Origin of the sequence: Actinacidiphila bryophytorum, assembly GCF_016916835.1 — a bacterium.
In the GTDB taxonomy this organism is placed as follows: domain Bacteria; phylum Actinomycetota; class Actinomycetes; order Streptomycetales; family Streptomycetaceae; genus Actinacidiphila; species Actinacidiphila bryophytorum.
This window is the reverse complement of the sequence record NZ_JAFFIX010000023.1, coordinates 60,963-74,335: the sequence shown is the minus strand read 5'-3', so window position 1 is coordinate 74,335 and position 13,373 is coordinate 60,963. Positions and strand designations below refer to the sequence as shown.

The following is a 13,373-nucleotide window of genomic DNA, read 5'->3' as shown; positions in this document are numbered from 1 at the left end:
TCACTTGCTCTCCTCGGTGCGGGCGCTGTCGGATCGGTCGGTGCTGATGGCCGGTTCTGAGCCGCCGAGCAGCAGGTAGAGCACGGCCATGCGGGTGCTGACGCCGTTGGCGACCTGCTCGACCGCGGTGCAGCGGGGCGAGTCGGCGACCTCGGCGGTGATCTCCATGCCGCGGTTCATCGGGCCGGGGTGCATGACGATGGCGTGTTCGGGCAGTGCGGCCATCCGCTGGCCGTCCAGGCCGTAGCGGCGGGCGTACTCGCGCTCGGTGGGGAAGTAGGCGGCGTTCATCCGCTCGCGCTGCACCCGCAGCATCATGACGGCGTCGGACTTGGCCAGGACCGCGTCGAGGTCGTAGGAGACCTCGCAGGGCCACTGCTCGACGCCGATCGGCAGCAGGGTGGGCGGGGCGACCAGGGTGACCCTGGCGCCCAGCGTGGTGAGCAGCAGGACGTTGGAGCGGGCGACGCGGCTGTGCAGGATGTCGCCGACGACGGTGACCCGGCGGCCGTCCAGGTCGCGGCCGACGCCGGAGAGCCGGCGGCGCATGGTGAAGGCGTCGAGCAGGGCCTGGGTGGGGTGCTCGTGGGTGCCGTCGCCCGCGTTGACGACGGAGGCGTTGATCCAGTCGGAGGTGGCGAGCCGGTGCGGGGCGCCGGAGGAGTGGTGCCGGATGACGACGGCGTCGGCGCCCATCGCCTCCAGGGTCAGCGCGGTGTCCTTGAGGGATTCGCCCTTGGACACCGAGGAGCCCTTGGCGGAGAAGTTGATCACGTCGGCTGACAGCCGCTTGGCGGCGGCCTCGAAGGAGATGCGGGTCCGCGTCGAGTCCTCGAAGAAGAGGTTGACGACGGTGCGGCCGCGCAGGGTCGGCAGTTTCTTGATCGGCCGGTCGGCGACGCGGGCCATCTCCTCGGCGGTGTCGAGGATCAGCAGGGCGTCGTCACGGGTGAGGTCCGCGGCCGAGATCAGGTGGCGCTTCATCGGGGTCTCCGGGTGTGCTGGGGCCTGGCGGGGCGGGCGGAGCGGGCATGCGGCGGCGCAGGACCCCTGGGCGGGGTCCTGGCGTGGCGGCGCTACTCGTCCGCGGCTCTGCCGTTGCGTGCGCCGGGCTCGCGCTGGCCGAGCAGGACGCTGTCGCGCCCGTCGTGCTCGGCGAGCAGGACCCTGACGGTCTCGCGCTGCGAGGTCGGGAGGTTCTTGCCGACGTAGTCGGCCCTGATGGGCAGCTCGCGGTGGCCGCGGTCGACCAGGACGGCGAGCTGCACCGCGCGGGGGCGGCCGATGTCGTTGAGCGCGTCCAGGGCGGCGCGGATGGTGCGGCCGGAGAAGAGCACGTCGTCGACCAGGACGACGAGCCGGCCGTCGATGCCGTCGCCGGGGATGTCGGTGGTGGCCAGTGCCCGCGGCGGGTGCAGCCGCAGGTCGTCGCGGTACATGGTGGTGTCGAGCGAGCCCACCGCAGTCTCGCGGCCGGTGATCTCGGCGAGTTTGCCGGCCAGCCGGCGGGCCAGGAACACCCCTCGGGTGGGGATGCCCAGCAGCACCACGTCGTCCGCGCCCTTGGCGCGCTCGACGATCTCGTGGGCGATACGGGTCAGGACGCGGGCGATGTCGGGTGCTTCGAGCACCGGTCGGTCCTGCGGTCCTGCGGTGGTGCGGTCTTCGACCATGGGTCGGGGACCTCCTTCCCCGCCTCACGGGACGGGCATTAAAGGACGTCGGGGGTACGGCTTCACGGTATCAGGTGACACAGACCGCGCAGGTCAGGGACCGGTCGGACCCTTTCGGCTTGACGAGCACGGATTACGCTGCGTAACCTCACAGTGAGTCACCGAGTTTCCGTCCGGGGAGCCATATGTCCAGCGATTACGCCAAACAGCTCGGAGCGAAGCTCCGTGCCATCCGCACGCAGCAGGGCCTTTCTCTGCACGGTGTCGAGGAGAAGTCCCAGGGCCGCTGGAAGGCAGTGGTCGTGGGGTCGTACGAGCGCGGCGACCGTGCCGTGACCGTGCAGCGCCTCGCCGAACTGGCCGACTTCTACGGCGTGCCCGTCCAGGAGCTGCTGCCGGGCACGACGCCCGGCGGGGCCGCGGAGCCGCCGCCGAAGCTCGTGCTCGACCTGGAGCGCCTGTCGCAGGTGCCGCCGGAGAAGGCGGGGCCGCTGCAGCGCTACGCGGCCACGATCCAGAGCCAGCGCGGCGACTACAACGGCAAGGTGCTGTCGATCCGGCAGGACGACCTTCGGACGCTCGCCGTGATCTACGACCAGTCGCCGTCGGTCCTGACCGAGCAGCTCATCGGCTGGGGTGTGCTCGACGCCGACGCGCGGCGCGCGGTCCAGCACGAGGAGAACTAGCTCAAACCTGCAGAAACGTCCCGCCGCCTGTCCCGTGCGGCCCCCTCCCCCGGTCGGGGAAGGGGGCGCCGGACCCCGTCAGCGGGGTGGTGCGGGCGCGTAGCCCGCGGGCCGGGTGGTGAAGGAGCCGCGGCCCTGGGTGCGGCTGCGCAGTGCGCTCGCGTAGCCGAACAGCTCGGCGAGCGGCACCGTGGCCGTCACGACCTGGCTGCCCCCGGCGGCGGCGGAGCCGGAGACCCGGCCGCGGCGGGCCGCGAGATCGCCGAGCACCCCGCCGACGCAGTCGCCGGGCACCGTCGCGGTGACCTCGACCACCGGTTCGAGCAGTTGCATCGCACAGGCGGCAAGCGCCTCCCGGAGCGCGAAGCGGCCCGCCGTGCGGAAGGCCATCTCCGAGGAGTCCTTCGGGTGGGTCGCCCCGTCGGCGAGGGTGACCCGCAGCCCGGTCACGGGGTGGCCGCCGAGCGGGCCTTCCACGAGCGCGTCACGGCAGCCCTCCTCGACCGCCCGCACGTACTCGCGCGGCACCCGCCCGCCGGTCACGGCGGACGCGAACACGAACTCCTCCTCTCCCGGCTGCACGTCGATGACGACATGGGCGAACTGCCCGGCGCCGCCGTCCTGCTTGACGTGCCGGTGGACATGGCCGGTCACCCCGCGCAGCACGGTCTCCCGGTAGGCGACCTGCGGACGGCCGACGGCGACCTGCAGGCCGTGGGCGCGGCGGATCTTCTCCACCGCGACCTCCAGGTGGAGTTCGCCCATGCCGGCGAGCACCAGCTGACCGGTCTCCCGGTCGGTGCGCACCGCGAGCGACGGGTCCTCCTCGGCCAGCCGGGCCAGCGCGGCGACCAGCCGTTCGGTGTCGGCGTTGCGGCCCGCCTCGACGGCCATCGCGACGACCGGCGCGGCCACCGGCGGCGGCTCCAGCACCAGCGGGGCGCCGGGCGTGCAGAGCGTGGCACCGGCGCGGGCGGCCTTCGGTCCGACGACGGCGACGATGTCGCCGGCGACGGCCTTGTCCATCTCCGCGTGCCGGTCGGCCTGGACCCGCAGGATGCGGCCGATCCGCTCGTTCCTCCGCGTTCCCGCGTCCAGCACCGTGTCCCCCTTCCGCAGTGTTCCGGAGTAGATCCGCAGGTACGTCAGCCGCCCGGTGGCCGTGGCGCTGACCTTGAAGACCAGCCCCGCGAAGGGCGCCGCCGGGTCGGCGGGGCGCTCCGCGGGCAGGTCGCCGTCGGTGCCGCGCACCGCGGGGACGTCCAGCGGCGACGGCAGGTAGGCGGTGACGGCGTCGAGCAGCGGTTCGACACCGCGGTTGCGGTAGGCGGAGCCGCACAGCACCACGACGGCCTCACCGCTGCGGGTGAGGTCGCGCAGCGCCGCCGTCAGCGTCGCCGCACCGACCGGCGCGCCGGTGCAGAACTCCTCCAGCACCGCGGGGTGCAGCTCCGCCACCGCCTCCTCCAGCAGCCGGCGCCGTCGCCGCGCCTCGGCCAGCAGGTGGCCTGGCACGTCGCCTTCGGTGTACGTGTCGGCGCCGTCGGCCCAGACCAGCGCGCGCATCGCGACCAGGTCGACGACACCGGTGAAGCCGTCCTCGCGCCCGATCGGCAGCTGCACGGCCAGCGGTACGGTGTGCAGCCGCCGCCGGATGGAGTCGACCGCGGTGTCGAGGTCGGCGCCGGCCCGGTCGAGCTTGTTGACGAAGGCGATCCGCGGGACGCCGTACCGGTCGGCCTGGCGCCACACCGACTCGCTCTGCGGCTCCACGCCCGCCACGGCGTCGAAGACGGCGATGGCGCCGTCCAGGACCCGCAGCGAGCGTTCGACCTCGTCGGCGAAGTCGACGTGGCCCGGTGTGTCGATCAGGTTGATGCGGTGGCCGTCCCAGTCGCAGCTGACGGCCGCCGCGAAGATGGTGATGCCGCGGTCGCGCTCCTGCGGGTCGAAGTCGGTGACGGTCGTGCCGTCGTGGACCTCACCGCGCTTGTGGGTGGCGCCGGTGAGGTAGAGGACCCGCTCGGTGACGGTGGTCTTGCCCGCGTCCACGTGGGCGAGGATGCCGAGGTTGCGGACGGCGGTGAGCGGGTTGGCGGTCTGGCGGTCATGGGTGCTGCGCACGGCCCTGGGCCTTTCGGGTGTTTCAGGGAAGAGGGCGGGCGCGATTCCCCGGGCGCACGGTGCCCCGCCGTTGCGGGGCGCAGCGCCCCCACGTCCGGCCGGGGGTCCGGCAGACGGGCAGGCAGGCGATGCGAGGTGCGTCAGGGGGTCCGGGGCCGGCCGCGCAGCCGGCGCCGGAGGCGGGAAGACACCAGGATCACCCGGTGCCGCGACGCGGGGATGACGGCACTGCTGCGCGTACGCACGGCCGGTCTCCCCTCGCTCGTCAAAGGGCGCGCCACCCGACGCCGTCGGCGTGGTGGTCGGCGCGCGATTCCAGGCGTGAGCGTAGCCCGGCCCCGCTCCGCGGACATCCGGTTTTTCCGGCGACAGGCGGCCCGCACCGCCCTTCGGGTCGCGCGCTGCGCGTCAGCCGGCCCGCCCGGTGCCCGGGCCGCCGTGGCTCACGGCGTGTACAGCCGGGAGACCACCTCAGGCAGCAGCCGCTCGGTCAGCGGTGCGGGCAGCGCCTGGAGGACGGCGAGCACCGGCGCCATCCGCTGCGGGAGTGCGCCGTCGGCGCCGACCCCGGCGACCTCCAGGGCCAGCGCGACCTCCGCCGGGCCGATCGTGGCGGGGTCGAGGGCGGCGGCGACCTCCGCGACGCCCGGGTCGACGGTGGCGGGGCCGAGCGCGCGGGCGCGCGGGACGGCGGCGGCCAGTTCCGCGAGCAGTTCCGCGATACGGGCGGGGTCCGCGACGGCCGCGGTCACCGTCAGGTGCAGGTTCGCGGGGGAGCCGGCGTGGGCGGGCTGCGGCTGGAGGTACCAGCCGCGCAGCCGCATCTCGTCGGCGACCACGAAGGGGTCGGTGCCGGGGTCGTCGGCTGCGACCGCGACCAGGGAGGCGTCCGGTTCGCCGAGCACCCGCAGGCCGTCGACGGCCGCGATGCCGTCGACCAGCAGTGCGGTCGCCTCGTGCACCCGGCGGGCCAGCTCGACGTATCCGCCGGTTCCGACGTGCTGCAGCACCGCCCAGGCGGCGGCGAGCGGGCCTGCGGACTTCGTGCCCTGCAAGGTGGCGTTGACGACCGGGTAGCCGGGCCAGGAGGCGTGTGCGAACCAGCCGTGCCTGCGCAGCTCCGCGTCCCGGAAGAGCAGCACGGAGGCGCCCTTGGGGGTGTACCCGTACTTGTGCAGGTCCACCGACAGCGAGCTGACGCCGGGCACGGACAGGTCGAAGGGCGGCGGTGCTGCGATGCCGGCGGCGAGCCTGCGGTGCCCCAGGTACCAGCCGCCGATGCAGGCGTCGACGTGGCAGAGCACGTCGCGCTCCGCGGCGGCCGCGGCGACATCCGGCACCGGGTCGACGACGCCGTGGGCGTAGGAGGGCGCGGAGGCCACCACGAGGGCGGTGCGCGCGGTGACGGCGGCGGCGACGTCCTGCGGGCGCATCCGGAAGGTGCGGGGGTCGACGGGGACGGTCACGGGGGTGAGCCCGAAGAGCGCGGCGGCCTTGTGGAAGGCGGCGTGCGCGGTCTGCGGCAGGACGATCTCGGGCGCGTCGACCCCGCGGGTGCGCCGGGCGTGCTCGCGGGCGGTGAGCACGGCCAGCAGGCAGCTCTCGGTGCCGCCGCTGGTGAAGGTCCCGGCGGTGGCCGGGCCGCCGCCGAGCAGCCGGGCGGCCTGCCGGACGACGTCGTTCTCCAGGGTGACGACGCTGGGGAAGGCGGTCATGTCCAGGCCGTTGACGCCGGCGAAGGCGGCCTGCGCACGGGCCGCGAGGCCGTCGAGGCCCGGGAGACCGGAGTCGTAGACGTACGCCATGGTGCGGCCGCCGTGCACGGGCAGGTCGGCGGCCCGCAGCTGTGCCAGGCGGGCCAGGATCAGGTCACCGCTGTCGGGGGCTGCCGCGTCGTCCATGCCGCGGAATCTAGGCCAGGCCCCGCGGCAGACACCAGGCCCGAAGCAGAATATTGTTCATCTTCTGCTGTCGGGCCTGGTCACAGGGGTAGGGCAGGCGGTCAGCGCGGCAGGGTGGGCTTCAGCTCCATCAGCTTGCCGAGCAGGCCGTTGACGAACGAGGGGGACTCGTCGGTCGAGAACTCCTTGGCCATCTGCACCGCCTCGTCCAGCACGACGGCGTCCGGGACGTCGTCCTCCCAGATCAGCTCGTACGCGCCGAGCCGCAGCACGTTGCGGTCCACCACGGGCATGCGGTCCAGAGTCCAGCCCACCGCGTGCGCGGACAGCAGGTCGTCGATCGGCTCGGCGTGTGCCGCGTACCCCTCGACCAGCTGCATCGTGTACTCGGTGACCGGCGGCTGCCGGTCGTCGGTCCGGGCGAGCCGGATCCAGTCCGCCATGACGGTCACCGGGTCTGCACCCCGCTGTTCCGCCTCGAAGAGGATCTGGAAGGCGCGCTTGCGGGCCTTGTTCCGGGCAGCCACGGTTAGCTGTTCACCCGGCCGAGGTAGTCGCCCGTACGGGTGTCGACCTTCACCTTTTCACCCGTCGTGATGAACAGCGGGACACCGATCTCGTAGCCGGTCTCCAGCCGCGCCGGCTTGGAGCCGCCGGTGGAGCGGTCGCCCTGCACACCGGGCTCGGTGTACTCGATGACCAGCTCGACGGACGCGGGCAGCTCGATGTACAGGGGCGAGCCCTCGTACATCGCCACGACGGCCTCGAAGCCCTCCAGCAGGTAGTTGGCGGCGTCGCCGACGACCTCGGGGCTGACCGTGATCTGGTCGTAGGTCTCGGTGTCCATGAAGACGAAGTCGGTGCCGTCCTTGTAGGAGAACTGCATGCCGCGCTTGTCGACGTTGGCGGTCTCGACCTTCACACCCGCGTTGAAGGTCTTGTCGACGACCTTCCCGGAGAGCACGTGCTTCAGCTTGGTGCGCACGAAGGCGGGGCCCTTGCCGGGCTTGACGTGCTGGAACTCGACTACGGTCCAGAGCTGGCCGCTGTCGAGCTTGAGCACGAGGCCGTTCTTGAGGTCGTTCGTGGTGGCCACGGTTGCGGAATCTCCTGAAAGTGCTGCTTCGGGACCGCGGAGACCCGCGCCCGTCACAGGGCGAGGAGTTCCTTGGTCGTGATGGTGAGTAGCTCGGGTCCGCCGTCCGCCAGGGGGCGTACGACGAGGGTGTCGTCGATGCGGACGCCGCCGCGGCCCGGAAGGTGGACCCCCGGTTCGACGGTGACCGGCACGCAAGCGTCCAGTTTACCCATGGCCGCAGGTGACAACTGAGGGTCCTCGTCGATTTCCAGGCCCACACCGTGCCCCGACCACTGCGCCACACCGTCCCCGTGGCCCGCGGCCACCAGCGGCTGGCGGGTCGCCCGGTCCACGTCACGGCAGGCCACACCCGGTGCCAGGGCCTCGCGGCCGGCCCGCTGGGCGCTGAAGACCAGGTCGTACAGATCGATCTGCCAGCCGGCCGGAGCCGTACCGATCACGAAGGTGCGGCCCACCTCGCAGCGGTAACCGCGGTAGCACGCGCCGAGACGCACCGTGAGGAAGTCGCCCTCCTCGACCCGCCGGTCGGTCGGCACATGGCGGGCCGTGCCCGAGTGCGGACCGGTGCCCACCGAGGTGGGGAAGGCGGCGCTGTCGGCGCCGTGGTCGACCAGCCGCCGCTCCAGCTCCAGCGCCAGGTGCCGTTCCGTGCGGCCCACCAGGATCGACTCGAGCAGCTCGCCGAGCGCCTGGTCGGCGATCTCCGCGGCTATCCGCAGGGCGGCGATCTCGTGCTCGTCCTTGACCAGCCGCAGCTGCTCGACGGCCCCGCCGAGGTCGGACAGCGGCAGCGCGTCGGCCACCGAGCCGATCGCGCGGTGCCGCGCCACCGTCAGGTGGTGCTCCTCGACCGCGAGGGAGTCCGCGTGCCGCTCCCTGGCCAGCGTCGCCGCGGCCACGGCCGCGTCGCCGTCCGGTGACGGCAGCACCGTCGAACGCAGGTCGTCGGGGTCGGTGTCGCCCTGGTCGTCGGGCGGCGGGCGCAGGTGTACGAGGGTGTCCTCGGCTCCCGGGCCGACCAGCAGCGCGGACCCGGGCGGCGCACAGCCGGCCAGATAGCGGACGTTCGCCGGCCGCGTCACGAGCGCGGCACCCAGCCCTGCCGCCGCGCACCGCTCGCGCAGCCGGTCCCTGCGGGTCGCATGCACCTCGGCCATGCCGTGAGCTTATGGCGCGCGCCCCCGCCCCGCCCCTTTTCGCCCACCGAAGGGGGTTCTGCCTGGTCGCAGCCCCGCTACCAGACCGGCGGGCCCTGGATGCTGCGGGCCACGACCCGGTCCAGGGCCGCCGCGGCGGAGGCCACGTCCAGGTGCGAGTTGTCGATGATCGGCAGGCCGGAGCCGTACCAGCCGGCCATCCGGCCGTGGATACGGGCGACCTCCTCGTCCGACAGCCGCCGGTTGCCCGTGCGCTCGGCATTGCGGGTCAGCACGATGTCCAGGCCGGGCAGCAGGACCACCGGGAGCAACCCGGGGCCGACGTGCCGCTTCCAGCCGCCCAGGCCCACCGCGGGGCGGTCGGGGAAGACGGCGTCGTCGATGATGCACGACACTCCGTTGGCCAGGAAGTTGCGGGCGGCGAAGCCGCAGGTGCGGCGGGCCAGGCGGTACTGCGCCTCCGAGTGCTCGTTCCACCCGGCCTGCGGGTCGGCGAAGCCGGCCCGCACCCACTCGCGCACGTCGTCCAGGCTGATGTGCGCGGTCGGGGCGCCGCGGGTGTCCGCCCAGTGCCGGGCGATCGTGGTCTTGCCCGCGCCCGCCGCGCCGATCAGCAGCACGGCCACCGGGCCGTGCGCGCCGCCCGACAGCGAGCCGTTGCCTTCCGGCGCCGGCACCTGAACGGGGGCCGCCGGGGGCAGCGGGAAGTGCCCGGTGACGCTTACGGCCGGCGGCGTCGCGCCGCCGCCGGGCTGCGGTGCGCCCACAGCGTGCTGCATGTCGGCCGGCTCCATCTCCTGCGGGGTGCGCTGCCGCGCGGGGTGACATCGGATCGAACGGTACCGTCCCCGTGCGTTCTGTGGTGAACGCCCGGGGTTCCCCGCGAGTGCCCGTCCGCGGGCCGCGGTGGCTGTACGGCTCCCCTTGCGCGGGGGCGCGCCTCTTCGGCGGGGCCGAGCCATCCTCTTCGGCGGGGCCGAGCACATAGGGGCGCGGGGAACTGCGCGACCAGCCCACCACCACCGTCGTGTGACGACGGACCGCCACCACCCCAGGCGGCGCTGGGGGTACCCCCAGGCGAAGCTCTGGGGGCGGAACTGCGCGACCAGCCGTCGACAAGCTGCACGTCGTCACCGGCCCGAAGGGGCAGATCGGTCCGTGCCGGACCACCGGCCGGTGGGGGCTGGGCGCGCAGTTCCCCGCGCCCCTGATGGCTCGGCCTCGCCGAAGAGGCACCCCCCTCAGCCTCCGCGGCCAGCGGATGGCTCGGCCCCGCCGAAACGGCGCCCGCGCGGCGCCAGCCGCAGATCAGATGCAGCCCCGCGCCCCTGGGGGTTGCCCCCTTGCGCAAGGGGGACGCCCGAGCCACCGCGGGCAACGGGGAGCGGCCGTCTAAGCCGGAGGAATGGCGGCCAGGGCCTGCAAGGCCAGGTCGTAGGACGTGAGGCCGAAGCCGGCGATCGTGCCGGAGGCGACCGCCGCGATGACGGAGGTGTGCCGGAAGACCTCGCGGGCGTAGGGGTTCGAGATGTGCACCTCGATCAGCGGTGCGGTGCGTTGCGCCGCGGCGTCGCGCAGGCCGTACGAGTAGTGCGTGAAGGCGCCCGGGTTGAGGACGACGGGAATGCTCCCGTCGGCGGCTTCGTGGAGCCACCCGATCAGCTCGGCTTCGTCGTTGGTCTCGCGGACCTCGACATCGAAACCGAGTTCCGCCCCGGTCTTGCGGCACTGCTCGACCAGGCCGGCGTAGGACGTGGAGCCGTACACGTCGGGCTCGCGGGAGCCGAGGCGGCCGAGGTTGGGGCCGTTGAGCACCAGGACGGGGCGGGTCACGCGGACACCTCCCCGTACGCGGCGAGCAGCACGGCGGGGTCGGGGCCTTCGAGCACCGTGGGTTTGCCGAGGCCGTCGAGGACGATGAAGCGCAGCAGGTCGCCGCGGGACTTCTTGTCGACCTTCATGGTCTCCAGCAGCCGCGGCCACTGGTCGCCGCGGTAGGTCAGCGGCAGCCCGACCGCGCCGAGGACGGCGCGGTGCCGGTCGGCGGTGGCGTCGTCCAGGCGGCCGGCGAGCCGGCCCAGCTCCGCGGCGAAGACCATGCCGACGGAGACGGCGGCACCGTGCCGCCAGTTGTAGCGCTCGTTCTTCTCGATGGCGTGCGCGAGGGTGTGGCCGTAGTTGAGGATCTCCCGCAGCCCGGACTCCTTGAGGTCGCTGGAGACGACCTCGGCCTTGACGCGGATCGCCCGCTCCACGAGTTCCGCGGTGTGCTCGTAGCGGGGACTGCGGGCGGCCTGCGGGTCGGCTTCGACGAGGTCGAGGATCACCGGGTCGGCGATGAAGCCGGCCTTGATGATCTCGGCGAGGCCGCTGACGTAGTCGTGTTCGCCGAGCGAGTCGAGTGCGGCCAGGTCGCACAGGACGCCGGCGGGCGGGTGGAAGGCGCCGACGAGGTTCTTGCCCTCCGCGGTGTTGATGCCGGTCTTGCCGCCGACGGCCGCGTCGACCATGCCGAGCACAGTGGTGGGGACGGCGATCCAGCGCACCCCGCGCAGCCAGGTCGCGGCGACGAAGCCGGCCAGGTCGGTGGTGGCGCCGCCGCCGACGCCGACGATGACGTCGGTGCGGGTGAAGCCGGTCTGGCCGAGGGCCTTCCAGCAGTAGGCGGCGACCTCGGCGGTCTTGGCCTCCTCGGCGTTGGGCAGCTGGATGGCGATGGCCTCGTAGCCCTGCTCGGCGAGGTCCTCGCGGACGGCCTCGCCGGTGCCGGCCAGCGCCTCGGGGTGCAGCACGGCCACCTTCTTGGCCTTCGGGCCGATGAGTCCCGGCAACTCGCCGAGGAGCTGGTGGCCGATCAGTACGTCGTAGCTCTCCGTGCCCGCGGTGCCGGCGACGGCGATCCGGACGGGGGGCGCGGTCAGTGCGGGGTTCTCGCTGCTCATGCGTCCTTCAACTGGAGTGCGTCGAGTACGGCTTCTGCCACGTCCTCCGGGGTGCCCTCGTCGGTGGCGACGACGGCCCTGGCGACCTCGGTGTACAGGGGGCGGCGCGCTTCCATCAGCTCGCGCCAGCTCTGCCGCGGGTTGACCGCGAGCAGCGGGCGGGGCGCGTCGAGGCCGACCCGGTGGACGGCGGCGTGCAGGCCGACGTCGAGGAAGACCACCGGCAGGCCGGTGAGCAGGACGCGGGTGGCGGCGTCCATGATGGCGCCGCCGCCGAGCGAGAGGACGCCGGCGTGGCCGGCGAGGGCCTCCCTGACGGCGGTGCGCTCCAGGTCGCGGAAGTGCGGCTCGCCCTCGTCGATGAAGATCTCCGGGATGGGCTTGCCCGCGGCGGCCTCGATGTCGGCGTCGGTGTCGCGGTAGTCCGTGCCGAGCCGGCCGGCGAGGATGCGGCCGACGGTGGACTTGCCCGCGCCGGGCGGGCCGACGAGGACGACGGCCGGCGGGCCTGCCGGGGCGGTCACCGGACGACCAGGTGGTCGAGGTAGCCGCGGATGCCGCGCCGGGTCTGGGCGACGGAGTCGCCGCCGAACTTCTCGGCGACGGCGTCGGCGAGGACCAGGGCGACCATGGCCTCGGCGACGATGCCGGCGGCGGGCACCGCGCACACGTCGGAGCGCTGGTGGTGGGCCTGTGCGGCCTCGCCGGTCGCGGTGTCGATGGTGGCCAGTGCGCGCGGCACGGTCGCGATGGGCTTCATCGCGGCGCGCACCCTGAGCAGTTCGCCGGTGCTCATGCCGCCCTCGGTGCCGCCGGAGCGGCCGGAGGCGCGGCGCACCCCGTCGGGTCCCGGCAGGATCTCGTCGTGCGCCTGGGAGCCGGGCACGCGGGCGAGGTCGAAGCCGTCGCCGACCTCGACGCCCTTGATGGCCTGGATGCCCATGAGGGCGCCGGCCAGCCGGGAGTCCAGCCGGCGGTCCCAGTGGACGTGCGAGCCGAGGCCGACGGGCACCCCGTAGGCGAGGACCTCGACGACGCCGCCGAGGGTGTCGCCGTCCTTGTGCGCCTGGTCGATCTCGGCGACCATCGCGTCGCTCGCGGCGGTGTCGAGGCAGCGCACCGGGTCTGCGTCGAGTCTGGCCTCGTCGCCCGGCACCGGCAGGACGCCGCGGGGGGCCTTGGCCGTGCCGAGTTCCACGACGTGGGAGACGATCTCGATGCCCGCGGTCTCCTTGAGGTAGGAGCGGGCGACGGCGCCGAGCGCGACCCTGGCCGCGGTCTCGCGGGCGCTGGCGCGCTCCAGCACCGGGCGGGCCTCGTCCAGGTCGTACTTCTGCATGCCGGCCAGGTCTGCGTGCCCGGGGCGCGGCCGGGTCAGCGGGGCGTTGCGGGCAAGGCCGGCGAGGATCCCCGGGTCGACCGGGTCGGCGGCCATCACCTGCTCCCACTTGGGCCACTCGGTGTTGCCGACCATGACGGCCACCGGGCTGCCCATGGTCAGCCCGTGCCGGACCCCGCCGAGGAAGGTGACCTCGTCGCGCTCGAACTTCATGCGCGCCCCGCGCCCGTACCCGAGCCGGCGCCGTGCGAGCGCGTCACCCACCATGTCGGTGGTGACGGGCACCCCGGAGGGCAGCCCCTCCAGTGTCGCGACGAGTGCGGGTCCGTGCGACTCCCCCGCGGTCAGCCAGCGCAACCTGCTCAACGGTGCTCCCTCGAAAACGCCTGCCGTCTCTCGCCCCGATCCTCCCACGTTTCCCCTGACGGCCAGGACCCCCGTCCAGCGTGCGG

General features: G+C 73.7%; 13 protein-coding genes. 1 reads left to right on the top strand and 12 read right to left on the bottom strand.

The features are described 5' to 3' along the window. Together JT723_RS27260 and pyrR are read right to left on the bottom strand one after the other, a co-directional pair. Positions 1-984: an aspartate carbamoyltransferase catalytic subunit gene (locus tag JT723_RS27260; protein WP_205047459.1), complete on the bottom strand. Its 984-nt coding sequence runs from the start codon at positions 982-984 to the stop codon at positions 1-3. A gap of 92 nt (positions 985-1,076) precedes the next feature. Then, on the bottom strand, positions 1,077-1,673 hold the full coding sequence (gene pyrR / locus JT723_RS27255) for a bifunctional pyr operon transcriptional regulator/uracil phosphoribosyltransferase PyrR (RefSeq protein ID WP_205047458.1): 597 nt from the start codon (positions 1,671-1,673) through the stop codon (positions 1,077-1,079). A gap of 185 nt (positions 1,674-1,858) precedes the next feature. Between pyrR and bldD the strand changes: the two genes are divergently transcribed. Then, positions 1,859-2,359: a transcriptional regulator BldD gene (gene bldD, locus JT723_RS27250; protein ID WP_073502771.1), complete on the top strand. Its 501-nt coding sequence runs from the start codon at positions 1,859-1,861 to the stop codon at positions 2,357-2,359. 78 nt (positions 2,360-2,437) lie between these two features. Here the strand turns inward: bldD and fusA are convergent, their stop codons facing one another. The 10 genes from fusA to aroC all read right to left on the bottom strand — a co-directional run bounded on the left by fusA (position 2,438) and on the right by aroC (position 13,287). Beyond that, the gene (gene fusA, locus JT723_RS27245; protein WP_205047457.1) at positions 2,438-4,483 is read right to left on the bottom strand and encodes an elongation factor G; all 2,046 of its coding nucleotides are present in this window, start codon (positions 4,481-4,483) and stop codon (positions 2,438-2,440) included. A 443-nt stretch (positions 4,484-4,926) separates the two neighbouring features. Next, positions 4,927-6,384: a pyridoxal phosphate-dependent decarboxylase family protein gene (locus JT723_RS27240; RefSeq protein ID WP_205047456.1), complete on the bottom strand. Its 1,458-nt coding sequence runs from the start codon at positions 6,382-6,384 to the stop codon at positions 4,927-4,929. Between the two features lie 101 nt (positions 6,385-6,485). After that, positions 6,486-6,911 (bottom strand): transcription antitermination factor NusB, encoded by a 426-nt coding sequence (gene nusB / locus JT723_RS27235; RefSeq protein ID WP_205047455.1) that lies wholly within the window; start codon positions 6,909-6,911, stop codon positions 6,486-6,488. Positions 6,912-6,913: 2 nt separating this feature from the next. Then, positions 6,914-7,480, bottom strand: coding sequence for an elongation factor P (efp, locus tag JT723_RS27230; protein WP_205047454.1), 567 nt, complete (start codon positions 7,478-7,480; stop codon positions 6,914-6,916). 53 nt (positions 7,481-7,533) lie between these two features. After that, positions 7,534-8,640: a M24 family metallopeptidase gene (locus tag JT723_RS27225; RefSeq protein WP_205047453.1), complete on the bottom strand. Its 1,107-nt coding sequence runs from the start codon at positions 8,638-8,640 to the stop codon at positions 7,534-7,536. Between the two features lie 77 nt (positions 8,641-8,717). Continuing rightward, positions 8,718-9,626, bottom strand: coding sequence for a P-loop nucleotide/nucleoside kinase family protein (locus tag JT723_RS27220; protein ID WP_240166257.1), 909 nt, complete (start codon positions 9,624-9,626; stop codon positions 8,718-8,720). Between the two features lie 406 nt (positions 9,627-10,032). Then, the gene (aroQ, locus tag JT723_RS27215; RefSeq protein ID WP_205047451.1) at positions 10,033-10,473 is read right to left on the bottom strand and encodes a type II 3-dehydroquinate dehydratase; all 441 of its coding nucleotides are present in this window, start codon (positions 10,471-10,473) and stop codon (positions 10,033-10,035) included. After that, positions 10,470-11,582 carry a 3-dehydroquinate synthase gene (gene aroB / locus JT723_RS27210; protein ID WP_205047450.1) on the bottom strand — a complete coding sequence of 371 codons (1,113 nt, stop codon included), beginning with the start codon at positions 11,580-11,582 and terminating at the stop codon, positions 10,470-10,472. Before aroB ends, aroQ begins: the two co-directional genes overlap by 4 nt. Continuing rightward, positions 11,579-12,106 (bottom strand): shikimate kinase, encoded by a 528-nt coding sequence (locus JT723_RS27205; protein ID WP_251513614.1) that lies wholly within the window; start codon positions 12,104-12,106, stop codon positions 11,579-11,581. Before JT723_RS27205 ends, aroB begins: the two co-directional genes overlap by 4 nt. After that, on the bottom strand, positions 12,103-13,287 hold the full coding sequence (gene aroC / locus JT723_RS35475; RefSeq protein ID WP_240166256.1) for a chorismate synthase: 1,185 nt from the start codon (positions 13,285-13,287) through the stop codon (positions 12,103-12,105). The genes JT723_RS27205 and aroC overlap by 4 nt, the downstream gene beginning before the upstream one ends. Positions 13,288-13,373 lie beyond the last annotated feature (86 nt).